This is a genomic window from Sulfitobacter sp. DSM 110093, from assembly GCF_022788715.1.
Classification (GTDB): domain Bacteria; phylum Pseudomonadota; class Alphaproteobacteria; order Rhodobacterales; family Rhodobacteraceae; genus Sulfitobacter.
The window spans coordinates 417,339-436,970 of record NZ_CP085167.1 but is presented as its reverse complement, the minus strand read 5'-3'; the positions used below and the strand labels follow the sequence as shown (position 1 = coordinate 436,970).

The window sequence follows — 19,632 nt, the reverse complement described above, 5'->3', positions numbered from 1 at the left end:
GTCATGTTGCGACATGGCCGTGGGGGCTGATTGAAGGATGACAATGATGCAACTTGTGCAAATACGACCGACCGAACAGATCCGTGTCGATCAAGACTGTCTTGGGCTGCTTTATACCCAACTCGGTGAAGTGGGGGCCGAAGATGTCGTCTGCCGCGCGTCGGAGGAATTGGCTTTGCGCATGTCCCACTGCAAAAGACTGCACCAAACCCAAGACCGCGCCGGGCTGCGCAAAAGCGTGCATCGTCTGATCGGCATTGCCGAGCAGATTGGCATGGCATTGGTCTCTCAGGTGGCGGCCGATGTGATAGCTTGTATTGATGCCAAGGATGACATCGCCACCGCCGCCACGCTGTCGCGTTTGATCCGCAGCGGGGAACGGTCGCTGACTGCGATCTGGGACTTGCCAGACCTCACGATCTGATCGCTTGCGGGTGGCGATGGAAAGAGTAGGCTGCGCGCAAATCCAGATTTGCAAAGGTTTGTCATGTCCGCCGAATTCGCCTCCCCCTCTGCCGCCGCCCTGCCGCTTCATGTACTAAGCGAGGGCGCCCTCGATGGGTGGCTTGCCGGTCAGCCCGGCCCGGTGCAGGCATGGGTCAAGGCCAGCGGTTTTGCGGGCGGTCTGGGTCAAGCGCTTGTGGTGCCGGGGGACGAAGGCGCGCCTGCTATGGCGCTGGTGGGTTACGGCAACGATGCCACGCGCCGCCGGGGGCGGTTCCACCTCGCGGCGGCTGCGGCAAAGCTACCTGCGGGCGACTACCGGATCGAAAGCGGCTTGGCAGAAGATCAAGCGGCGAATGAGGCGCTCGGCTGGCTGCTGGCTGGCTACCGTTTTGACCGCTACCGCGAACAGCCCCCACTGACCGCGCGGCTGGTCGCGCCCGAAGGGATCGACGCCGCGCAGATCACCGCACTTGCCACGGGCGAGATGCTGACCCGCGACCTGATCAACACCCCAGCCTCAGACATGGGCCCGCCCGACCTCGAAGCCGCCGCGCGCAAATTGGCCGAAGCACATGGCGCGAAGATAGAGGTTATCACTGGCGACGCGCTGCTAGAGAAAAACCTGCCGATGATCCACACCGTTGGACGCGCCGCCGACCGCGCGCCGCGTTTGATCGACATGGCATGGGGCGACAAAGGGCCAAAGCTGACGCTTGTCGGCAAGGGCGTCTGTTTCGACACGGGCGGGCTGAACCTTAAGCCCGGTGCGTCGATGGCGCTGATGAAAAAGGACATGGGCGGCGCCGCCGCCGTGCTAGGGCTAGCGCATATGATCATGGCCACCGGCATGGCGGTGCAACTGCGCGTGCTGATCCCGGCGGTGGAGAATTCGGTCTCCGGCAATGCCTTCCGGCCCGGCGACATCCTGACCTCGCGCAAGGGGCTGACGGTTGAGATCAACAACACCGACGCCGAAGGGCGTCTGGTGCTGGCCGATGCGCTGGCGCTGGCGGATGAGGACAAACCGGATCAGATCATCTCGATGGCGACGCTGACCGGGGCCGCGCGGGTGGCCGTAGGGCCGGACCTTGCGCCCTATTACAGTGACGACGCCGCTTTCGTCTCGGCCTTGGAAAGCGCCGCTGCGGGCTCTGCCGATCCGGTCTGGCGGATGCCTTTCCATGACGCTTACGAGGCGCTGATCGAGCCGGGCATTGCCGATCTCGACAACGCGCCCAAGGGTGGCTTTGCCGGGTCGATCACCGCAGCACTTTTCCTGCGCCGTTTTGTGACCGAGAGCAAATACGCGCATTTTGATATCTACGGCTGGCAACCTGCCGACGCCCCCGCCCGCCCGAAAGGCGGCACCGGCCAAGGCACCCGCGCGATCTATGCAGCACTGCCCGCGTTGTTGAAACCATGAGCGATCCACGTCTCACCCCGGACCCGGCGCTGGCGAGCCAAAGCCGCGCCGCGCAGGTAGCGGTGCCAGTGGCCGACCTCTGCCGCCGACCCGACGGTCCGCGCGACCGGCAGGTATTGTTCGGTGAGCAGGTAACCGTCCTGCATGAGGCGTCGGGCTGGGCCTATGTACAGGCCGAGAAGGATGGCTATTGCGGCTATGTCCTGCAGCGCGCGCTGAGCACAACGCGCAGGGCCACCCATCGCGTTTGCGTGCCTGCCACCCATGCCTATACCAGCGCCGATCTGAAATCGCCCGACCTGCTGAGCCTTAGTTTCGGCTCACCCGTCACGGTCATTGATGAGACCAAGAATTTTGCCGAGACCCCGCAGGGCCATATCCCGCGTGGCCACCTTGCCCCCATCGATCGCCACGAGGCCGACCCCGCGCAGATCGCGGCCCTGTTCCTCGGCACGCCCTACCTTTGGGGCGGCAACAGCCGCTGGGGGATTGATTGTTCCGGTCTCGTACAGGCGGCGCTGCTGGCCTGCGGCATCCCCTGCCCCGGTGACAGCGACCAGCAAGAGGGCTCCGTGGGCGCGCCCGTCGACGGTGACTACCAACGTAACGACCTGATGTTCTGGAAAGGCCATGTCGCGTTGGTGGTCGATGCCGAAACGATGATCCACGCCAATGCCCATGCGATGGCCGTGAGCTATGAAAACATCACCGATGCCATCGCCCGGATCGAAGCCGCTGGCGACGGGCCGGTGACTGCACATCGCCGCCCCGGCGTTTAATTCACCGACCGGATCAGCTTGCGTTCCAGCACGCGCAGCACGGCCTTAAGCTCGTGGCCCCGACGCAGCACCTGCCCGCCGGTGCCCACCACAGCATACATCCCTTGGCGGTTGCGCAGCTTTGGCCGCTTTTCGATCCGGTACAGCGGTATCTCCGCCGTGCGCCGAAAGACTGAAAAAACCGCCACCTCCTTGAGATGTGAAATCCCGTAATCGCGCCACTCTCCGGCGGCGACCATCCGGCCATAAAGCGATAGGATCAGCGACAGTTCCGTGCGGTGGAATGCGACCTGTTCAGCGGGGCGCTCGAAAGCCGTGATCGGCGATGGGGGCTCTATGCTCATGGCTTTACAGTTGACCCTGACGGGGGCCAAATCAAGCCCTGACATGGTCGAATGCGCCGCTCAAATTTTCTTGAAAGCGTTACAGAATTGTGCAACCAATCGAAAAAATGAAACACAAAGGCCCGATGGAATGACCCCAGAAGCCCGCGCCCGCAAATGCGCCGACGTGATGTTCGCCCAAGATTCCGCCTCGGCTGGATTGGGCATGAGCATCGACGATGTGACCCCCGGCGGCGCGGTTTTGTCGATGTCGGTACGGGCAGATATGTTGAACGGCCACGGCATTTGCCACGGCGGATTTATCTTCGCACTAGCCGACAGCGCCTTTGCCTTTGCCTGCAACAGCTACAACCAAACCACTGTCGCCCAGCAGAACCAGATCACCTATCTAAGCCCCGGCCAGCCGGAGGAGCGGCTGACCGCCACCGCGCGCGAAGTGTCGCGCAGCGGTCGGTCGGGCATCTATGATGTGACCGTTACGGGCGAGGATGACCGTGTCGTGGCCCTGTTTCGCGGGCTCTCCCGCAGCATCAAGGGCCAGCTATTTACCGAGGAGGAGCCGACCTGATGAAAGACCTGACCCCCGCGAAGGACACGCTCGACCCGATTGAGATCGCCAGCCGGGACGAGATCAGCGCCCTGCAACTGGACCGTCTGAAATGGTCCCTGCGCCACGCCTATGACAACGTGCCTTTCTATAAGAAGAGTTTCGACGATGCAGGCGTGCACCCCGACGATCTGAAACAGCTTTCCGATCTCTCGCGCTTTCCCTTCACCGTCAAAACCGATCTGCGCGACAATTACCCCTTTGGCATGTTCGCCGTGCCGCGCGATCAGGTGGCGCGCATTCACGCATCATCTGGCACCACCGGGCAGCCGACGGTGGTGGGCTATACCAAGGATGATCTGGCGAACTGGGGCCAAGTCGTCGCCCGCTCCCTGCGCGCGGCGGGGATGCGCCCCGGCGATATGCTGCACAACGCCTATGGCTATGGGCTGTTCACTGGCGGCTTGGGCATTCACCTTGGCGCTGATGCGCTTGGCCTGTCGACCGTGCCGATCTCGGGCGGGATGACCCCGCGCCAAGTGCGGCTGATCGAAGATTTCCAGCCCAAGGGCATCACGGTGACGCCCTCTTACGCCCTGTCGATTTTGGATGAATTCGCCAACCAAGGCATCGACCCGCGCCAATCCTCACTTGAGGTCGGCATCTTTGGGGCCGAGCCGTGGACCAACGCCATGCGACTTGAGATCGAGCAGGCCTTCGACATGCATGCCGTCGATATCTATGGCCTCAGCGAAGTCATGGGGCCGGGCGTTTCGATGGAATGCGTCGAGACCAAGGACGGGCTGCACATCTGGGAGGATCACTTCTACCCCGAGATCATCAACCCCGAAACCGGCGCCCCGGTCGAGGACGGCGAAATGGGCGAGCTGGTCTTTACCTCGCTGACGAAAGAGGCCTTCCCGATCATCCGCTACCGCACCCGCGACCTGACCCGTCTGCTGGCCGGAACCGCACGGTCTATGCGCCGGATGGAGAAGGTCACGGGCCGCAGCGACGACATGATCATCCTGCGCGGCGTCAACGTCTTCCCCACCCAGATCGAAGAAGCGCTGATGGCGACGCCGGGGCTTGCGCCGCATTTCCAAATTGAACTGTCGCGCCCCGACCGGATGGATCAGATGCGCGTGCTCTGCGAATGTGCGGATGTCAGCATCACCACTGACGCCCGGCAAGCGGCGATCAAAGCGCTGTCAGCACAGATCAAGCAGACGGTCGGCATCTCGGTCAAGGTTGAAGTCATGGACGTGGGCGGCGTTGCCCGGTCAGAGGGCAAAGCCGTGCGCATTCTCGACAATCGGCCAAAGGGCTAAACTCCTTCAGCTTAGCCGCAGGTGACCCGTGCGATCTTCCCTTCCGCGTCTAAGACAATGTTGGTGCGGTTGGGATTGGCGTCCATGGTCACCGGGTCGCCTTCGGTATAGACGCGCTTGGGCTCGGACACGATGCTGGCAGCCGAGCGAGGGCGGCCAACCAGACCCCACCAACTGCCTTCTTTGCAGGTTTCCGACAGCGGTTTTGAGGTCGGCGGCGATTGCGGTGTGGTTGACGTGCTTGACGTTTCATTCACCGCATCAATGACCGAGCTGGGCAATGGTTTGGGCTTGGTCGACGGGACAGACGTTTCAGCAGGCGCGGGGCGTGCAGGTGGCGGCGCAGTGGCCGTCGGTGCCGCTGGGGCCGGGATGGGGTTTTGCACAGGCGCAGTCGACACTTCGGCGCAGCCTGCCACCAATAGGGGTGCCAAGAAAACTAATCTCATGTTCCAAACCTCGTTATTCGCGTGGCGTCGGAGCAAGGGCCGACCATCGCACAACAGGTAGGTCCATCGCAGGCCGCGCCAAGGGTCGGGTGCTTTGCGTTTGCCGGAACCCGCCGATGGCACTACGGTAAGTGCCAGATTACGGAGTTCCCCCATGCGATTTTCGTTCAACCGCAAACGTTTCAAAGACCTGAGCGAACAGGAGGTTCTGGCGCTCGCCATCTCCTCTGAAGAGGACGACGCACGGATCTATCGTGACTATGCTGAACGGTTGCGTGATGAATATCCCGACAGCGCCGCAATCTTTGACGGGATGGCCGAGGAGGAGAACGAACACCGCCGCCGTTTGATTGACCTGCACCGGAGCCGTTTTGGAGAGGTCATCCCCCTCATCCGGCGCGAGCATGTTTCTGGCTACTACGCCCGGCGCCCGGTCTGGCTGATCGAGAACCTGTCGCTAGAGCGTATCCGGCAAGAGGCCGCCGCGATGGAACAGGACGCCGAGCGGTTCTACCTTGCCGCCGCCGCGCGCACGGCAGACGCGACGACACGGCAGTTGTTAGGCGATCTGGCCGCCGCCGAGGCAGGCCACCACGGCAGCGCGCAGAATTTGACCGAGAAACACCTTAACAGCGACAGCCGCAGCGACGAAGACAGCCGCGCGCATCGGCAGTTTCTGCTGACATGGGTCCAGCCGGGGCTGGCGGGCCTGATGGACGGGTCTGTCTCGACCCTCGCGCCGATCTTTGCCACCGCATTTGCCACTCATAACACTTGGACGACCTTCCTCGTCGGCCTTGCGGCGAGCGTGGGGGCGGGCATCTCAATGGGGTTTACTGAGGCCGCGTCGGATGACGGCGAGTTATCGGGCCGTGGCTCCCCCATCAAACGCGGGGTGGCGTCGGGCGTGATGACCACCGTGGGCGGGCTGGGCCACGCGCTGCCCTACCTGATCACCGACTTCTGGACCGCCACTGTCGTCGCGATCATCGTCGTCTTTGTAGAGCTTTGGGCCATAGCGTGGATCCAGAACAAGTTCATGGAAACACCCTTTTTCCGCGCGGCTTTCCAAGTTGTGCTGGGCGGCGCATTGGTCTTTGCCGCTGGGGTGCTGATCGGCTCAGGGTAAGGCAAAGGGCCATGCCCCATTGCACCCCAAGGGCGGGCTGGCTAATGCTTGACCCATGGTCGCGATCTTCCTGAAAACCCTGCCGTTCTTTGCGCTGATCGGCCTTGGCTACTGGGCCGGGCGCACGCGGTTCTTCTCAGCCGAAGCGACGGCCTATCTCACCAAATTCGTTTTCTATTTCGCCCTCTCGGCGATGCTGTTCCGCTTTTCCGCCAATCTCTCACTGGCCGAGGTTTGGGACAGCCGCCTTGTCGCCGCCTACCTCTGGGGCACCGCATTCGTCTATGCCATCGCCAGCCTCGTCGGCTTCCTGCGCGGGCTCGACGTGGCGACCAACGGGATCGAGGCGCAATGCGCCGTGATCGGCAACACCGGGTTTCTGGGCGTGCCGATGCTGACGCTGCTTCTGGGGCCAGAGGCGATCGGCCCCGTGCTGCTGGCGCTGACCGTCGACATGATCATCTTTTCCAGCCTCATCGTGATCCTGATCACCGGCTCCCGCGAGGGGCAATTGCGGCTGGCGACCCTCAAGATCGTAGGCATCGGTCTGTTGAAAAACCCGATGATCGTCGCCATCACCTTGGGGTTCCTCTGGTCCGGCTTCGGCATCCCGATCCCCGTGCCGCTGAACGAATTCCTCGCAATCCTCGGCGGGGCTGCCACCCCCGGCGCGCTCTTTGCCATCGGTGCGTCGCTGGCCTCTAAATCTGCCGAGCGGATTGAGATCGCGGGCTGGCTGACCTTTTGCAAACTGGTGCTGCACCCGCTCTTCGTGGCCTTTGGCGCGCTGTTTCTCTTCGGCGTCGACCCGTATAAAGCCGGGGTCATCATCGCCACGGCCTCTCTCCCGGTCGCGGGCAATGTCTATATGCTCGCCCAACACTACGGCGTCGCCCCTCAGCGTGTCTCTGCCGCCATTCTCGTCTCAACCACAGTTAGTATCGTGACCGTCAGCCTTGTCGTAGGCTGGGTTTCTGCCCTGTGACACACTCAAGTTCGAAAGGAACGCTGCCATGAAGACCATCTCGGAAAACGCCTGTTTCGGTGGCACGCAGGGGGTTTACTCCCACAACTCCGACGCCTGCGGCTGCGACATGACCTTTGGCCTGTTTCTGCCCGCCGAAGCCCAAGACGGCCCAGTACCGGTACTGTGGTATCTGTCGGGCCTGACCTGCACCCATGAAAACGCCATGACCAAAGCAGGCGCGCAACTTTGGGCGGCGGAACATGGCATCGCGGTGGTCTTCCCCGACACCTCCCCACGGGGCGACGATGTGGCGGATGATGAGGCTTATGATCTGGGCAAAGGCGCGGGTTTCTATGTGAATGCCACGCAGGAGCCTTGGGCCAAACACTACCAAATGTGGGACTATCTGGCTGATGAACTGCCCGGCCTGATCGGCGAAAAATTTGCCCTCGATATGGAGCGCCAAGGCATCACTGGGCACTCCATGGGCGGCCACGGCGCGTTGACCTTGGCGATGAACCTACCGGGGCGGTTCCTTTCGGTTTCTGCCTTCGCGCCGATCACCAATCCGACGGAGAGCGATTGGGGCAAAAAGCAACTCAGCGCCTATCTAGGCACGGATGAAAGCACTTGGACGAAACACGACAGCACTCTGCTGATGCGCGAAAAGGGTTTCGACGGGCCAATCCTGATCGACCAAGGCAGCAGCGATCAGTTCCTCGACCTCTTGATGCCCAAAGCGCTGGCCGAAGCCATGACCGCCAAGCGGCAACAGGGCACCTTCCGGATGCAGCCGGGCTATGACCACAGCTACTTCTTCGTGACGAGCTTCATGGAAGACCACGTCGCCTTCCATGCCGACGCGCTCTATGCGGGTTAACCAATGACCGCGCTCTACATCGACGCCGACGCCTGCCCCGTCAAAGCCGAGGCCGAGCGGGTGGCGACCCGCCATAAGGTCAAGATGTTCCTCGTCTCGAACGGCGGCCTGCGCATGTCGCAAAACCCACTGGTCGAGGTGGTGATCGTGCCTGACGGGCCCGACATCGCCGACATGTGGATTGCTGACCGCTGCGGCAAAGGCGATGTGGTGGTGACGGGGGATATCCCGCTGGCGGCCAAATGCGTCGAAGCCGGGGCGCGGGTGCTGAAACACAACGGCGAGGCCCTCACGCAGGCCAATATCGGCAACGTTCTGGCGACCCGCGATCTGATGACCGACCTTCGCGCCGCCGACCCTTTCCGCCAAGGCGGCGGCAAGGGGTTTACAAAAGCCGACCGCTCGCGCTTTCTCGAAGCATTAGAGCGGGAATTGCGCGCGGCAGCGCGGGGGTAGCCCCGCGTTAAAGAATTGTTAGGGCAAGTAATATGACACCACAGGCAGTCGTTTTCGACATCGGCAACGTATTGATCGAATGGCAACCCGAACGTTTCTACGACAGCGTCATCGGCGCAGATCGCCGCCGCGCGATGTTCGATGCCGTTGATCTGCACGGCATGAACGACCGCGTCGACAGCGGCGAAAACTTCCGCGACACGATCTATGCCATGGCCGAGGCGACGCCCGATTGGCGCGATGAAATCCGCCTCTGGCATGACCGCTGGATCGATATGGCTGCGCCAGTGATCGACCACTCCCTGCGGTTGATGAAGGCTCTTCAGGCGCGCGGCGTGCCGGTCTTCTCGCTCACCAACTTTGGCATCCAAAGCTATGATCTTGCCGCCGAGCATTACCCCTTTCTGCGCGAGTTCGACCGCGATTTCATCTCAGGCCACCTTGGCATGATCAAACCCGCGCCGTCGATTTATGAAGCCGTGGAGCAGGGCAGCGGGCTGTCGCCCGAAGCGCTACTGTTCACCGACGACCGCGCCGACAATATCGCCGCCGCAGCTGCACGCGGCTGGCAGACGCATCACTTTACCGGGCCGCAGGGCTGGGCCGACCGGCTCGTCTCCGCTGGGCTGCTGAGCCGGGAGGAAGCCGCATGACCGTGATCCCCAATATCTCTTTCGACGAAGGCGAAGCGTTCTTGGACTGGATCGCGCTGACCGATGCGCTGGCCGCGGGGCATGGCCTGCCAAAGGCCGAGATTGGCGATACCTTCCTCTATCGAGGGAAGGACACGCTGCTCAGCCGTGCTGCATGGATCGACGGGCTGGGCATTGCAGTGAAATCCGCCACGATCTTCCCCGGCAATCCCGACCGCGAAGTGCCGATGGTCAATGGCGGCGTCTCGCTTTTCGATGACGAAACCGGCACGCTTTCCGCCATCGTGGATTTCCACCTCGTCACCAAATGGAAAACCGCTGGCGACAGCCTGCTCGCGGCGCGCCGCCTTGCCCGACCGGACAGCGAGAACATCCTGATCGTCGGCGCGGGCACCCAAGGCCGCGCGCTGCACGCCGCTTATTCCGCGGCCTTCCCGAACGCGCGTTTCACCGTCTGGAACCGGACGCCCAAGAACGCCGAGGCGATGGCGGCTGAGCTTAAGATCAACGTGGCCACCGACCTTGAACAAGCTGTGCGCGCCGCCGATATCGTCACCTCCGCCACCATGTCGGCCGACCCGCTAATCATGGGCGACTGGCTGCAACCCGGCCAGCATATCGACCTCATCGGTGCCTACCGCCCCGACATGCGTGAGGTCGACGACTCGGCGCTGCTGAAGTCGCGGGTCTTCGTGGACAGTTTCGACACCACCGTGGGCCATATCGGCGAAATCAACATCCCGCTTGAGGCAGGCACAATCACCCGCGATCACCTGATCGCGGATTACTACGACCTTGGGGCCTTCACCCGGCAAAGCGACGATGAAATCACCCTGTTCAAGAACGGCGGCGGTGCGCATCTGGACCTGATGACCGCGCGCCATATCCTTGAGCGTTGGCGGGCGCGTTAAGCGGTCACCAGCCCCTCCAACCGTTTCTCGCGGATCGGCAGATGCACGATCGCACTAAACGCCCCCACAGCCACGCCGATCCACCAAACGCCGGTGTAGCTGCCATAGATGTCATACATCCGCCCACCCAGCCAAACGCCAAGGAAGCTGCCCAGTTGGTGGCTGAAAAACACGATCCCGTAAAGTGTGCCCATGTAGCGCAGCCCGTAGATATGCGCCACAAGGCCCGAGGTCAGCGGCACCGTCGCCAGCCACAGCGCGCCCATACCGACGGAGAATAGGATCACCGTCACCGGGGTGATCGGGAACATGATAAAGGCCGCTGCGATCACCGTGCGCCCAACGTAAATCCCCGCCAGCAGGTACTTTTTGGAATAGCGTTTGCCCGCCCAGCCCGCCAGCAAGGTGCCCGCGATATTGGCGAGCCCGATGAGCGAGATCGCCACTGCGCCAAGCGCCGAGGTGGTGGTGATGCCGATGTTGTGCAGCACACCTCCGGCCAAGATCGGGCCACACATCTCGGTCACGAAAGCCGGGAAATGCGCGGTGATGAAGGCAAGCTGGTACCCGCAGGAGAAGAACCCCAGAAAGATCAGCGTATAGGACGGATCGCGGAAGGCTTTGCCAAGGATCTGGCCCATCGACTCCTCAAGCTCGGCCCGGCTGGCCATCGCCGGCGCGCGCATCATCGGTAGGGTCAGCAACATCGCAAGGATCACGCCCGCGAAACTGACAAAGGTCATCTGCCACGACATGAAGCTCAGCATCCACTCTGCCACCGGCGCGCCGAAGACCTGCCCGGCGCTCCCCGCCGCCGTGGCGATAGCGAGCGACATGGAGCGGTTTTCGTCCGAGGCGGCGCGCCCCACCACAGCGAGGATCACGCCGAACCCGGTCCCCGCGATGCCGAAACCCACCAGCCAAGCATAGGTCTGATGCTCAATCGGGGTCGCGGAATTGGCCGACAAAAGCAGCCCCACCGCATAGACCACCGCGCCGATGATGATCGCCTTTCGGTCACCGATCTTTTCGGCCAATGCGCCAAAGATCGGCTGCCCGATGCCCCAGGCGAGGTTCTGGATCGCGATGGCGAGGGAAAACTCGCTGCGCGCCCATGCAAATTCTTCGGCGATCGGAATCTGGAACACACCGAAAGAGGCTCGCACGGCGAAGCTGACCATGATTATGATACATCCGACCATCAGGACCGGGGTGAACAGGGGCGCGCGGCTTTGCATGGAGGAAAATCCTTTCCGCGGCAGATTATGGGTTTCCCCGCCGCCGTCAATTGCGCATCCCCAAAGACTGGCCAGTCTGCCCGCGCTGCCGTAAACCTTATTCAACAAAGCAAACGGGATCCCCATGGACGAGATCGACAACAAGATCATCGCAGAACTGCGCCGCGACGCGCGTATGTCCTATTCCGCGCTTGCGGCCACCACGGGTCTGTCGCGTGTGACGGTCCGCGCGCGGGTCGAACGACTGGTCAGTTCCGGTGCGATCTTGGGATTTACACTGATCCTGAAAGAAGACATGCGCCACAGCCCGATCCGGGGCCATACCCTGCTGGCCATCGAAGGCGCGGGCACCGACCGGATCAAACGCATCCTTGCGGGCATGCCTGCCGTGCAGGCGATCCATGCGACCAATGGCAAATGGGATTTGATTGTCGAAACGGGGACCGAGACCGTCGAAGAGTTGGACAGCGTGCTGGGCCAAATTCGCCGCATTCAGGGGGTGAGTTCCAGCGAGACGAACCTGCTGCTGGCCACCCAGATGACGGTCACGAAATAGCCTACTCGGCAGAGAGCACCACCACCTCAACCCGGCGGTTCTGCTCGCGGCCCGCTTCGGTCAGGTTGCTGGCCCGCGGCGCGAGATAGCCGGCACCCTGCGCCTCGACCCGGCCAGGGGCCACGTCATAGCTCTGCACCAATCGGTCCCGCACCGCCTCGGCCCGTCTGCGCGACAGGGCGGTGTTGGCGTCCAGACTGCCCACCGCATCGGTATGCCCCACCAGCGCCACGCGCAGATCCGGCTCGGTCTTGAGCAACTCGGCTAGCCGCTCAAGGGTGGCAAAGGGGCCGGGGCCAAGCGCGGAGGTGCCGGTCTCGAACTCCAGCCGGTTGAGCACCAGATGGCCGTCGACCTTCAGAGTTTCGGCGAAATCGCCCGTCGCAGTGGCAAGCGGCACCTCGGCAGTCGCCTCTGGCGTGATGGGGGTGCTTTCCCCTTCGGGCGCGTCGCCGCTGCGGGCTTGGATGATCTGCACATAGGCCGAGGTCGCCGCCGTGCTGGCAAGGATGCTGATCGCCTCGGTCGGCGTTCCATCGTCCGCCCGTCGCAAGGCGGTGATGAAATGGAAAGCGCGCAAGTTGACGTACATGTTCGGTCCCGGCAGCACCTCCACCGCAAAGCGAAAATCAAAGCCGCCGCATTCCCGCGCGGCGCAGTCGAGCACGATGTCAAAGCCCGCCTCGCCCAGCTGCCGCCGCAGCGGGCGCATCACCTGCAAGGCGGTCAGCCCCGGCGTGTCCAATCGCCACGCAGCGCGGCGCACGCTGCCATCTACATTGACCCTCGCCACCTGCCCTTCGGCATAGACACCCACGGGGGCGGCATAGCGATCCGGCGCGGTGTTACGCTCTGCCGTCAGGCGCGCGTTGCTGGGCAGCGCCAGTTCAAGCGCCGCCGCCGGAGCCGCCAGCAGCACTCCGAGCAGAGCCGCAGCAACCCCCGCCCGGCTCATCGCGCCTGCGCGTGGTAATCGTCGTTCGGGCGCATGTCGGTGGCACTGGCCACCCGGTTGGTCATGTTAAAGAACCCGGCCACACTGGCGATGTCAAAGATATCGCGGTCGGTGAAACCCGCATCGCGCAGCGCCTGACGGTCAGCCTCTTCGACCTTGGCGCTCGCCTCGGTCAGCTTTACCGCGAAATCCAGCATGGCGCGTTGTTTGGCGGTGATCTTGGCCACACGGTAGTTCATCACCAGCGCCTCGCCCAATTGCGGATCGCCCGACATTTCGCGCACCGCTGCGCCATGGGCCACAAGGCAGTAGTAGCATTTGTTGACCGAAGACACCGCCACCGCGATCATCTCACGCTCAAGCTTGCTGAGCGCACTGTCACCCAGCATCAGATCGTTATACATGCCCGCAAAAGCGTTCAGCTTGTCGATGTCAAAGGCATAGGCCCGCAGGACATTCGGCACCATTCCGAGCTTTTCCTGACAGATGTCGAAATACTTCTGCGTCGCTTCAGGCAGCGGATCGACCATCGGCAGATCAAGGGCGGTGGGCGTGTCGTTGGCCATGGTCTTATCCTTTACTCAGTGCATTGACGGTAATGATAGTGCCCGACCGGGGCAAAGCCCAGTTTGGCGTAAAGCGCCTGCGCGCGGGTATTGGTATCAACGCAGAGCACCGAAAGCCGCGCGGTCCCCTGTGCCTGCCCCCAATGGGCGGCGGCGCGCATGATCCAAGTGGCCACGCCTTGGCGCTGTTGATGCGGCAGCACCTCGACGGCGTGCACCATGCAAATATCGTCGTGCACCCCGGCAAAGGCCACGCCTGCGGGTTTCTCGTTCCAGCGCGCAAGGATGCCTGTTTTGGTCGCGGCGCGGTCCATCACGGCAAGACGCGCAGGGCCGACCCCTCCGGCGGCCCAGACCTCGGCCATGATCGCCAGCGGCTCCCAAATGCAAAAGGCGGTGACCGGGGGCATCGGCACATCCGTCAGCCGGGTGATCGGCGCGCTCAGCACCGTGACCGGATCGACCACGCCGTAGCCCCGCGCTGCCAGCAGCGCGTCGAGATCATCTTCGCCCGCGCGCACCATAAAAAGCGGGCGCTGGTCCATCTTGCGCATCGCCGCTTCGGCGGTCGGAATATCGGCGTCCGAGATCGCCCCACGCGCTGTCGCCGCCGAGACCCGTTTCCCGCCGCGCTGCCCTTCGCGCAGGGTCCATGGCCCGTGATCAAACCGCCGCGCGGCGGGCCATGTCGCGTCGCCCGCATCGAAAAACGCCTGCGCCTCGCTCATGCGAAGGCGGCCTTGAGCTTGACCATCGCCGCTTCGACCATCCCCGGATCGCTGCCGCGGATCACCACATGCGCGCCAAAGATGCCGTCTTTCTGAAACGGGTAGCTGCCCATCGACAGATGCGGATATTCCTCGGCCAGCGCGCCCAGTGGTCCAGCGATATCGCCCTCACCCCGGTCGATGCGCAGCGTCTCACTGATCAGGGGCTGGCCGCCTGTGAGCCCCGGCAGGACGCTGGCAACCATCGCCTGAAAGACCGTCGGCACCCCGGCCATGACATGCACATTCTCAACCACGAACCCCGGCGCGGCAGAGACCGGGTTTTCGATCAGCGCGGCGCCCTCGGGAATGCGCGCCATGCGCAGGCGCGCCTCGTTCATCTCGGTCCCCGCGCGGGCGTAGTGTTCGGCCAAAATCTCACGCGCATCCTCGCGCACGTCGATATCACGGTTAAAGGCGGCGGCGATGCAATCGGCGGTAATGTCATCATGCGTGGGCCCGATGCCGCCCGAGGTAAACACATGGGCATAGGCACCTGAGAGCGCCTGCACGGCGGCGATGATCGCGCCGTGATCGTCCGACACCACGCGCACCTCTTTCAGGTCGATCCCCACTTTCGTCAACTCCCCCGCAAGGTGATGCATATTGCTGTCGCGGGTTCGGCCCGAGAGGATTTCGTCGCCGATCACGATCATCGCGGCGGTGGGGTTTGACATGGGTGCGGCTCCTTGAGGATGGCGTCCCTTCGGTATAGGCCGCGCCTCATGCGCTTTCAAACCCAACTTGCCCCCGCCCGGCTGATCCGCCGCTACAAACGCTTTCTGGCTGATTGCAGGCTGGAAGATACGGGCGAGGAAGTGATCGCCCATTGCGCCAACCCCGGCTCGATGTTGGGGCTGGCCGAACCGGGCAGCCGGATTTGGCTCGAGCCGAACGACGATCCGAAGAAAAAGCTGAATTACGGCTGGCGGTTGGTGGACCATGAAAACGGCCATTTCACCGGCGTCGACACCGCCCTGCCCAACCGCGCGATGAAAGCGGCGCTGATCGCGGGTGAGGTGACGCCACTGGCCGCCTATGCCGAGGTACGACCGGAGGTGAAATACGGCGAAAACTCCCGCATCGACTTCCTGCTGCGCGGCGATGGCCTGCCCGATGCCTATGTCGAGGTGAAATCGGTCACCCTCTCACGCGAAACGGGTCTGGCCGAATTCCCCGACAGCGTCACCGCACGCGGGGCGAAGCATTTGGGCGAACTGGCGCGGATGGCGCAGGCCGGGCACCGCGCCGTGCTATTGTATCTGGTGCAACGCACCGATTGCACGCAGATGACCCTCGCCGCCGATATCGACCCGACCTACGCCGCCGCGTCCCAAGCCGCGCGGGCGGCGGGGCTGGAAATCTACGCCATCGGCACCCATATCACGCCCCAAGCCGTCACACTGGCGCAACCGATCCCCTTTACGGGCTGAGCTGCACTGGCCCTTGCCGGAAAGCCACGCTAAATAGGAGCAAACACAAGGATGGAGAGAGCGGTGAACAACGCACACCGAGGCCGCCAGACGCGCGACGGCATTCGCATTTACGAGCCTTCGGATCACGCCGGGATGCAAGCGGCGGGCCGTCTGGCCGCCACGATCCTCGATGAGATCGCAGAGCATGTCTTCCCCGGGCAAACCACCGGAGAGCTTGATCGCCTGATCGAAGAGAAGGTCAACGCCGCTGGCGCGAAATCCGCGACGATCGGCTACAAAGGCTATCAGCACGCCAGCTGCATCTCGGTGAACCATGTGGTCTGCCACGGGATCCCGAGCGACAAAAAGCTAAAAGACGGCGACATCCTGAACATCGACGTGACCGTGATCGTCGATGGCTGGTTCGGCGACACCAGCCGCATGTATGTGGCGGGCAAGCTTTCGCGCAAGGCCGAGCGGTTGATCAACGTGACCCACGACAGCCTGATGCGCGGGATCGAGGCGGTGAAGCCGGGCAATACCTTTGGCGACATCGGCCATGCCATCCAGACCTTCGTCGAAGGCCACCGCATGTCCGTGGTCACCGATTTCTGTGGTCACGGGCTGGGACAGGTCTTTCACGCGCCGCCCAACGTGCTGCACTATGGCCGCCCCGGCACGGGTGCTGTGCTTGAGCCGGGCATGTTCTTTACCATTGAGCCGATGGTGAACCTTGGCCGGGCCGAGACCAAGACCTTGGCCGACGATTGGACAGCGGTGACCCGCGACAAATCCCTGTCGGCGCAGTTTGAGCATTCGGTCGGCGTGACCGAAGACGGGGTTGAGATCTTTACCCTCTCGCCCGGCGGGCTGTTCCACCCGACCTACAAGACTGACTAAAAGGCAAAGGGGTCGCGACTCCGGGGGGCTAATAGTGCTAAGTGCTGACTATTCTGCAGCCTCAGGCAAGGATTGATCCGCCATTAAAAAAGGGCGCAGAGATTACTGCGCCCTTGCTGGGATCAGGATGGCGAATTGATCAGCTTGAGGGGTGGTAACGGTTGGCGAGGCCGGAGGGCCAGAGCGACCTTGCCCCACCAGTACGCCCGTTTGGCTAAGCCCCCGCAACGTCGGCAGAAGTAGGCAGCGGGTCGACGGCACCGTAGCCTTGGACAGACAGGGCAGAAGCCGCGACGGCATAGTGGCATGCGGTTTCGGGGGTGTCGCCTGTTGACAGGCGGGTCAGGAAGGCCCCGTCGAAACAGTCTCCGGCACCTGTGGCATCGACGGCTGTGACCCGAACGCCGGGGATATGGGTTATCGTTCCGGCGTGCCCTAGAAGCGCGCCTTCCTCTCCGAGGGTCAGGGCGACCACATCCGGCCCCATGTCGTGAAACGCACGCACGATGTCTTCGGGAGCGTCCAACCCCGTAATCTGGCGCGCATCGTCCAGTCCGGGCAGCGCGATATGCGCCAGTCCAAGCGCTTGGGTGATCACGGAACGGGCTTCTTTCAAGGGCCAGAGCGCCAGTCGCAAGTTCGGATCGAAAGAGACCCGCCGCCCTGCGGCCCGCGCGATACGCATCGCTTCCAGGCCGGCATCGCGCGCGCTGGCGCTGATCGCCAGAGTGATGCCGGACACATGGGTAAACTGGGCGCTCTGTATGGCTGCGACGGGCAAGCTGTCCGCTGTCATTCGGCTGGCTGCAGACCCTGCGCGGCGGTACTCGAACCGGTGGCCATCCGACCCGTGCCGCACGAAATAGAGCCCTGTCGGGGCCGACGCGTCAGTTGCAACGCAGGACGCATCGACGCCCTCGCGCATCCAAAGATTGCGAAGCTCTTGCCCGAAACCATCGTCGCCCAAGCGCGTTGCGATGGCACTGCGCGCGCCTAAACGGGCAGCGGCGATGGCGACGTTTGACACGTCACCGCCGAAGCCCTGATGCCACTGCGTCCCGTTGATCTGGTTGAACTCGACCAGCGGTTCGCCAATGCAGATAATATCAAAGTCGCGCATGGGGTCAGTGGTTGTTGCGCGGCAGGCCGCGGCTGGTGATGTCGCGGTATTCGGTTGCACCTTCAAAGACCATACCTTCAGAGAAGGGGCGTACTTTCTCGCGGAAGATCGCTTGCCAGGGGGATTGGCTTTCTGGCTGGGCAAAGCCCCCCGCAGCGTCAAGGGCATCGCGGCGCGCGGCAAGCTCGGTTTCGTCCAGCAGCACGTCCACGCGGCGCTGTTTCAGGTCGATGCGGATCGGATCGCCGTCTTGCAACAGCGCAAGCCCGCCGCCATCCGCAGCTTCGGGTGACGCATTCAGAATCGACGCCGAGCCAGAGGTGCCCGATTGCCGCCCGTCGCCGATACAAGGCAGGGCGCGGACGCCCTGTTTGATCAGATAGCTTGGTGGGCGCATGTTCACCACCTCGGCCCCGCCGGGATAGCCCTTGGGCCCTGCGCCACGCATCACCAGAACACTGTCATCGGTCAGCCCCAACGCGGGGTCATCGATGCGGGCGTGAAAATCTTCTGGCCCGTCGAATACCGCGACACGGCCTTCAAAGGCCTCTTCCGCGTTCGAGAAATAGCGCGCCCGAAAGCCCGCGTCGATTGCAGAGGTTTTCATCAAGGCGCTGTCGAACAGGTTGCCGCGCATGTTCAAGAAACCCGCGTTGGGTTTCAACGGTGACGCCGCGCGGCGGATCACATCCTCATCAAGGATCGGCGTGTCGGTGTAGAGTTCGGCGATTGTTTGACCGGTCACAGTCAGTGCATCGGGATGGGGCAGAAGCCCAGCCCGCAACAATTCACCGATCACGGCGGCGGTGCCCCCCGCGCGGTGGAAGTCCTCGCCCAGATAGGTGCCGACCGGCTGCATATTGACGAGCAATGGCACGGCGTGACCGAATTGCTCCCAATCACCGTTGCTAAGCGCGATGCCAAGATGCGCGGCGATGGCATTGAGGTGGATCGGCGCGTTGGTCGATCCACCTAGTGCGGAATTAACGACTATGGCATTCTCGAAGGCTTCGCGGGTCATGATCTGGGCCGGGCGGAGGTCCGCATGGACCATATCAACGATGCGTTTCCCCGTATGATAGGCGGCCTGTCCGCGTTCGCGGTAGGGGGCGGGGATAGAGGCAACGCCGGGCAATTGCATGCCCAAAGCCTCTGACAGGGAGTTCATCGTCGATGCGGTGCCCATCGTGTTGCAGAATCCGACCGAGGGGGCGGAAGAGGCGGCGATCTCTAGAAATTCTTCGGCATCGATTGTGCCTGCCGCCAGCTCTTGCCGTGCCTGCCAGATCACCGACCCCGATCCTGCGCGTTCGCCCCGGTGCCAGCCGTTCAGCATCGGCCCGACAGAGAAGGCCAAGGCCGGCATGCCCACCGTCGCCGCCGCCATCAGCAGCGCCGGCGTGGTTTTGTCACAGCCAATGGTCAGGACGACGCCGTCGATCGGATAGCCATACAGGCTTTCGACAAGACTAAGGTAGGCGAGGTTACGGTCCAGCATTGCGGTCGGACGCTTGCCGGTTTCCTGGATAGGATGCACCGGAATTTCCATCGGGATGCCCCCGGCGGCGATGATCCCGTCGCGGGTCCGTTTGGCCAGCTCGATATGGTGGCGGTTACACGGGCTCAGGTCGCTGCCGGTTTGCGCGATACCGATCACCGGCTTACCTGACCGCAGTTCCTCAAGCGTAAGCCCGTAGTTCAGGTAGCGTTCAATATAAAGCGCGGTCATCTCAGGGTCGTCGAGATTGTCGAACCACTTACGGGAGCGCAAAGATTTGGTATCGGTCATAATTCGTCTT

Annotated in this window: 23 protein-coding genes; 14 read left to right on the top strand and 9 right to left on the bottom strand. The window is 62.9% G+C overall.

Going from position 1 to position 19,632, the window contains the following annotated elements:
• Nucleotides 1-46 precede the first annotated feature (46 nt).
• The 3 genes from DSM110093_RS02090 to DSM110093_RS02080 all read left to right on the top strand — a co-directional run bounded on the left by DSM110093_RS02090 (nt 47) and on the right by DSM110093_RS02080 (nt 2,649).
• A complete protein-coding gene (locus DSM110093_RS02090) occupies nt 47-424 on the top strand; it encodes a hypothetical protein (RefSeq protein ID WP_243266490.1) in 378 nt (125 codons plus the stop codon).
• A gap of 63 nt (nt 425-487) precedes the next feature.
• Nucleotides 488-1,870 carry a leucyl aminopeptidase family protein gene (locus DSM110093_RS02085; RefSeq protein WP_243266489.1) on the top strand — a complete coding sequence of 461 codons (1,383 nt, stop codon included), beginning with the start codon at nt 488-490 and terminating at the stop codon, nt 1,868-1,870.
• Entirely contained in the window at nt 1,867-2,649 is a 783-nt protein-coding gene (locus DSM110093_RS02080; RefSeq protein ID WP_243266488.1) for an NlpC/P60 family protein, read from the top strand. Before DSM110093_RS02085 ends, DSM110093_RS02080 begins: the two co-directional genes overlap by 4 nt.
• Here DSM110093_RS02080 and DSM110093_RS02075 read toward each other — a convergent pair.
• Nucleotides 2,646-2,993, bottom strand: a complete 348-nt coding sequence (locus tag DSM110093_RS02075) for a DUF2794 domain-containing protein (protein WP_243266487.1) — start codon at nt 2,991-2,993, stop codon at nt 2,646-2,648. The genes DSM110093_RS02080 and DSM110093_RS02075 overlap by 4 nt on opposite strands.
• Before the next feature lie 130 nt (nt 2,994-3,123).
• Between DSM110093_RS02075 and paaI the strand changes: the two genes are divergently transcribed.
• Together paaI and paaK are read left to right on the top strand one after the other, a co-directional pair.
• On the top strand, nt 3,124-3,561 hold the full coding sequence (gene paaI / locus DSM110093_RS02070; protein ID WP_243266486.1) for a hydroxyphenylacetyl-CoA thioesterase PaaI: 438 nt from the start codon (nt 3,124-3,126) through the stop codon (nt 3,559-3,561).
• On the top strand, nt 3,561-4,871 hold the full coding sequence (paaK, locus tag DSM110093_RS02065; protein WP_243266485.1) for a phenylacetate--CoA ligase PaaK: 1,311 nt from the start codon (nt 3,561-3,563) through the stop codon (nt 4,869-4,871). Before paaI ends, paaK begins: the two co-directional genes overlap by 1 nt.
• Nucleotides 4,872-4,882: 11 nt before the next feature.
• Here the strand turns inward: paaK and DSM110093_RS02060 are convergent, their stop codons facing one another.
• Nucleotides 4,883-5,320 (bottom strand): I78 family peptidase inhibitor, encoded by a 438-nt coding sequence (locus tag DSM110093_RS02060; protein WP_243266484.1) that lies wholly within the window; start codon nt 5,318-5,320, stop codon nt 4,883-4,885.
• Nucleotides 5,321-5,474: 154 nt separating this feature from the next.
• Here DSM110093_RS02060 and mbfA point away from each other — a divergent pair, with 154 nt between their 5' ends.
• Genes mbfA through DSM110093_RS02030 form a run of 6 tightly spaced genes read left to right on the top strand, consistent with a single transcriptional unit; the run spans nt 5,475 to nt 10,316 of the window.
• A complete protein-coding gene (gene mbfA / locus DSM110093_RS02055; protein ID WP_243266483.1) occupies nt 5,475-6,449 on the top strand; it encodes an iron exporter MbfA in 975 nt (324 codons plus the stop codon).
• A gap of 55 nt (nt 6,450-6,504) precedes the next feature.
• Entirely contained in the window at nt 6,505-7,434 is a 930-nt protein-coding gene (locus tag DSM110093_RS02050) for an AEC family transporter (RefSeq protein ID WP_243266482.1), read from the top strand.
• Nucleotides 7,435-7,462: 28 nt separating this feature from the next.
• Nucleotides 7,463-8,296, top strand: coding sequence for an S-formylglutathione hydrolase (fghA, locus tag DSM110093_RS02045; RefSeq protein WP_243266481.1), 834 nt, complete (start codon nt 7,463-7,465; stop codon nt 8,294-8,296).
• A 3-nt stretch (nt 8,297-8,299) separates the two neighbouring features.
• Nucleotides 8,300-8,752, top strand: a complete 453-nt coding sequence (locus DSM110093_RS02040; protein WP_067622176.1) for a YaiI/YqxD family protein — start codon at nt 8,300-8,302, stop codon at nt 8,750-8,752.
• 32 nt (nt 8,753-8,784) lie between these two features.
• On the top strand, nt 8,785-9,405 hold the full coding sequence (locus DSM110093_RS02035; RefSeq protein ID WP_243266480.1) for an HAD family phosphatase: 621 nt from the start codon (nt 8,785-8,787) through the stop codon (nt 9,403-9,405).
• Nucleotides 9,402-10,316 (top strand): NAD(P)-binding domain-containing protein, encoded by a 915-nt coding sequence (locus DSM110093_RS02030; RefSeq protein WP_243266479.1) that lies wholly within the window; start codon nt 9,402-9,404, stop codon nt 10,314-10,316. The genes DSM110093_RS02035 and DSM110093_RS02030 overlap by 4 nt, the downstream gene beginning before the upstream one ends.
• Here the strand turns inward: DSM110093_RS02030 and DSM110093_RS02025 are convergent.
• Nucleotides 10,313-11,554 (bottom strand): MFS transporter, encoded by a 1,242-nt coding sequence (locus tag DSM110093_RS02025; protein WP_243266478.1) that lies wholly within the window; start codon nt 11,552-11,554, stop codon nt 10,313-10,315. The genes DSM110093_RS02030 and DSM110093_RS02025 overlap by 4 nt on opposite strands.
• A 124-nt stretch (nt 11,555-11,678) precedes the next feature.
• On the opposite strand from DSM110093_RS02025, the gene DSM110093_RS02020 reads away from it, so the two are divergent.
• The gene (locus DSM110093_RS02020; protein WP_007118685.1) at nt 11,679-12,110 is read left to right on the top strand and encodes an Lrp/AsnC family transcriptional regulator; all 432 of its coding nucleotides are present in this window, start codon (nt 11,679-11,681) and stop codon (nt 12,108-12,110) included.
• Between the two features lies 1 nt (nt 12,111).
• Here DSM110093_RS02020 and DSM110093_RS02015 read toward each other — a convergent pair whose 3' ends face one another.
• Genes DSM110093_RS02015 through DSM110093_RS02000 form a run of 4 tightly spaced genes read right to left on the bottom strand, consistent with a single transcriptional unit; the run spans nt 12,112 to nt 15,075 of the window.
• Nucleotides 12,112-13,065, bottom strand: coding sequence for an OmpA family protein (locus tag DSM110093_RS02015; protein WP_243266477.1), 954 nt, complete (start codon nt 13,063-13,065; stop codon nt 12,112-12,114).
• Nucleotides 13,062-13,631, bottom strand: a complete 570-nt coding sequence (locus DSM110093_RS02010) for a peroxidase-related enzyme (protein WP_243266476.1) — start codon at nt 13,629-13,631, stop codon at nt 13,062-13,064. The genes DSM110093_RS02015 and DSM110093_RS02010 overlap by 4 nt, the downstream gene beginning before the upstream one ends.
• Nucleotides 13,632-13,642: 11 nt before the next feature.
• Complete coding sequence (locus DSM110093_RS02005) at nt 13,643-14,359, bottom strand: GNAT family N-acetyltransferase (RefSeq protein WP_243266475.1); 717 nt, start codon at nt 14,357-14,359, stop codon at nt 13,643-13,645.
• Nucleotides 14,356-15,075: a molybdopterin-binding protein gene (locus tag DSM110093_RS02000; protein WP_243266474.1), complete on the bottom strand. Its 720-nt coding sequence runs from the start codon at nt 15,073-15,075 to the stop codon at nt 14,356-14,358. Before DSM110093_RS02000 ends, DSM110093_RS02005 begins: the two co-directional genes overlap by 4 nt.
• Before the next feature lie 48 nt (nt 15,076-15,123).
• Here DSM110093_RS02000 and sfsA point away from each other — a divergent pair, with 48 nt between their 5' ends.
• Both sfsA and map read left to right on the top strand, forming a co-directional pair.
• Complete coding sequence (gene sfsA / locus DSM110093_RS01995; RefSeq protein WP_243266473.1) at nt 15,124-15,831, top strand: DNA/RNA nuclease SfsA; 708 nt, start codon at nt 15,124-15,126, stop codon at nt 15,829-15,831.
• Between the two features lie 51 nt (nt 15,832-15,882).
• A complete protein-coding gene (map, locus tag DSM110093_RS01990) occupies nt 15,883-16,713 on the top strand; it encodes a type I methionyl aminopeptidase (protein ID WP_067628973.1) in 831 nt (276 codons plus the stop codon).
• Between the two features lie 214 nt (nt 16,714-16,927).
• Here the strand turns inward: map and DSM110093_RS01985 are convergent, their stop codons facing one another.
• Nucleotides 16,928-17,833 (bottom strand): sugar kinase, encoded by a 906-nt coding sequence (locus tag DSM110093_RS01985; protein ID WP_243266472.1) that lies wholly within the window; start codon nt 17,831-17,833, stop codon nt 16,928-16,930.
• A gap of 4 nt (nt 17,834-17,837) precedes the next feature.
• Nucleotides 17,838-19,622 carry an IlvD/Edd family dehydratase gene (locus DSM110093_RS01980; protein ID WP_243266471.1) on the bottom strand — a complete coding sequence of 595 codons (1,785 nt, stop codon included), beginning with the start codon at nt 19,620-19,622 and terminating at the stop codon, nt 17,838-17,840.
• Nucleotides 19,623-19,632: the final 10 nt, after the last annotated feature.

Excerpts from the sequence above, each read along its gene's own strand:
- DSM110093_RS02090 (WP_243266490.1), top strand. The coding sequence starts at position 47 with ATGCAACTTGTGCAAATACGACCGACCGAACAGATCCGTGTCGATCAA.
- DSM110093_RS02085 (WP_243266489.1), top strand. The coding sequence starts at position 488 with ATGTCCGCCGAATTCGCCTCCCCCTCTGCCGCCGCCCTGCCGCTTCAT.
- DSM110093_RS02080 (WP_243266488.1), top strand. The coding sequence starts at position 1,867 with ATGAGCGATCCACGTCTCACCCCGGACCCGGCGCTGGCGAGCCAAAGC.
- DSM110093_RS02075 (WP_243266487.1), bottom strand. The coding sequence starts at position 2,993 with ATGAGCATAGAGCCCCCATCGCCGATCACGGCTTTCGAGCGCCCCGCT.
- paaI (WP_243266486.1), top strand. The coding sequence starts at position 3,124 with ATGACCCCAGAAGCCCGCGCCCGCAAATGCGCCGACGTGATGTTCGCC.
- paaK (WP_243266485.1), top strand. The coding sequence starts at position 3,561 with ATGAAAGACCTGACCCCCGCGAAGGACACGCTCGACCCGATTGAGATC.
- DSM110093_RS02060 (WP_243266484.1), bottom strand. The coding sequence starts at position 5,320 with ATGAGATTAGTTTTCTTGGCACCCCTATTGGTGGCAGGCTGCGCCGAA.
- mbfA (WP_243266483.1), top strand. The coding sequence starts at position 5,475 with ATGCGATTTTCGTTCAACCGCAAACGTTTCAAAGACCTGAGCGAACAG.
- DSM110093_RS02050 (WP_243266482.1), top strand. The coding sequence starts at position 6,505 with ATGGTCGCGATCTTCCTGAAAACCCTGCCGTTCTTTGCGCTGATCGGC.
- fghA (WP_243266481.1), top strand. The coding sequence starts at position 7,463 with ATGAAGACCATCTCGGAAAACGCCTGTTTCGGTGGCACGCAGGGGGTT.
- DSM110093_RS02040 (WP_067622176.1), top strand. The coding sequence starts at position 8,300 with ATGACCGCGCTCTACATCGACGCCGACGCCTGCCCCGTCAAAGCCGAG.
- DSM110093_RS02035 (WP_243266480.1), top strand. The coding sequence starts at position 8,785 with ATGACACCACAGGCAGTCGTTTTCGACATCGGCAACGTATTGATCGAA.
- DSM110093_RS02030 (WP_243266479.1), top strand. The coding sequence starts at position 9,402 with ATGACCGTGATCCCCAATATCTCTTTCGACGAAGGCGAAGCGTTCTTG.
- DSM110093_RS02025 (WP_243266478.1), bottom strand. The coding sequence starts at position 11,554 with ATGCAAAGCCGCGCGCCCCTGTTCACCCCGGTCCTGATGGTCGGATGT.
- DSM110093_RS02020 (WP_007118685.1), top strand. The coding sequence starts at position 11,679 with ATGGACGAGATCGACAACAAGATCATCGCAGAACTGCGCCGCGACGCG.
- DSM110093_RS02015 (WP_243266477.1), bottom strand. The coding sequence starts at position 13,065 with ATGAGCCGGGCGGGGGTTGCTGCGGCTCTGCTCGGAGTGCTGCTGGCG.
- DSM110093_RS02010 (WP_243266476.1), bottom strand. The coding sequence starts at position 13,631 with ATGGCCAACGACACGCCCACCGCCCTTGATCTGCCGATGGTCGATCCG.
- DSM110093_RS02005 (WP_243266475.1), bottom strand. The coding sequence starts at position 14,359 with ATGAGCGAGGCGCAGGCGTTTTTCGATGCGGGCGACGCGACATGGCCC.
- DSM110093_RS02000 (WP_243266474.1), bottom strand. The coding sequence starts at position 15,075 with ATGTCAAACCCCACCGCCGCGATGATCGTGATCGGCGACGAAATCCTC.
- sfsA (WP_243266473.1), top strand. The coding sequence starts at position 15,124 with ATGCGCTTTCAAACCCAACTTGCCCCCGCCCGGCTGATCCGCCGCTAC.
- map (WP_067628973.1), top strand. The coding sequence starts at position 15,883 with ATGGAGAGAGCGGTGAACAACGCACACCGAGGCCGCCAGACGCGCGAC.
- DSM110093_RS01985 (WP_243266472.1), bottom strand. The coding sequence starts at position 17,833 with ATGCGCGACTTTGATATTATCTGCATTGGCGAACCGCTGGTCGAGTTC.
- DSM110093_RS01980 (WP_243266471.1), bottom strand. The coding sequence starts at position 19,622 with ATGACCGATACCAAATCTTTGCGCTCCCGTAAGTGGTTCGACAATCTC.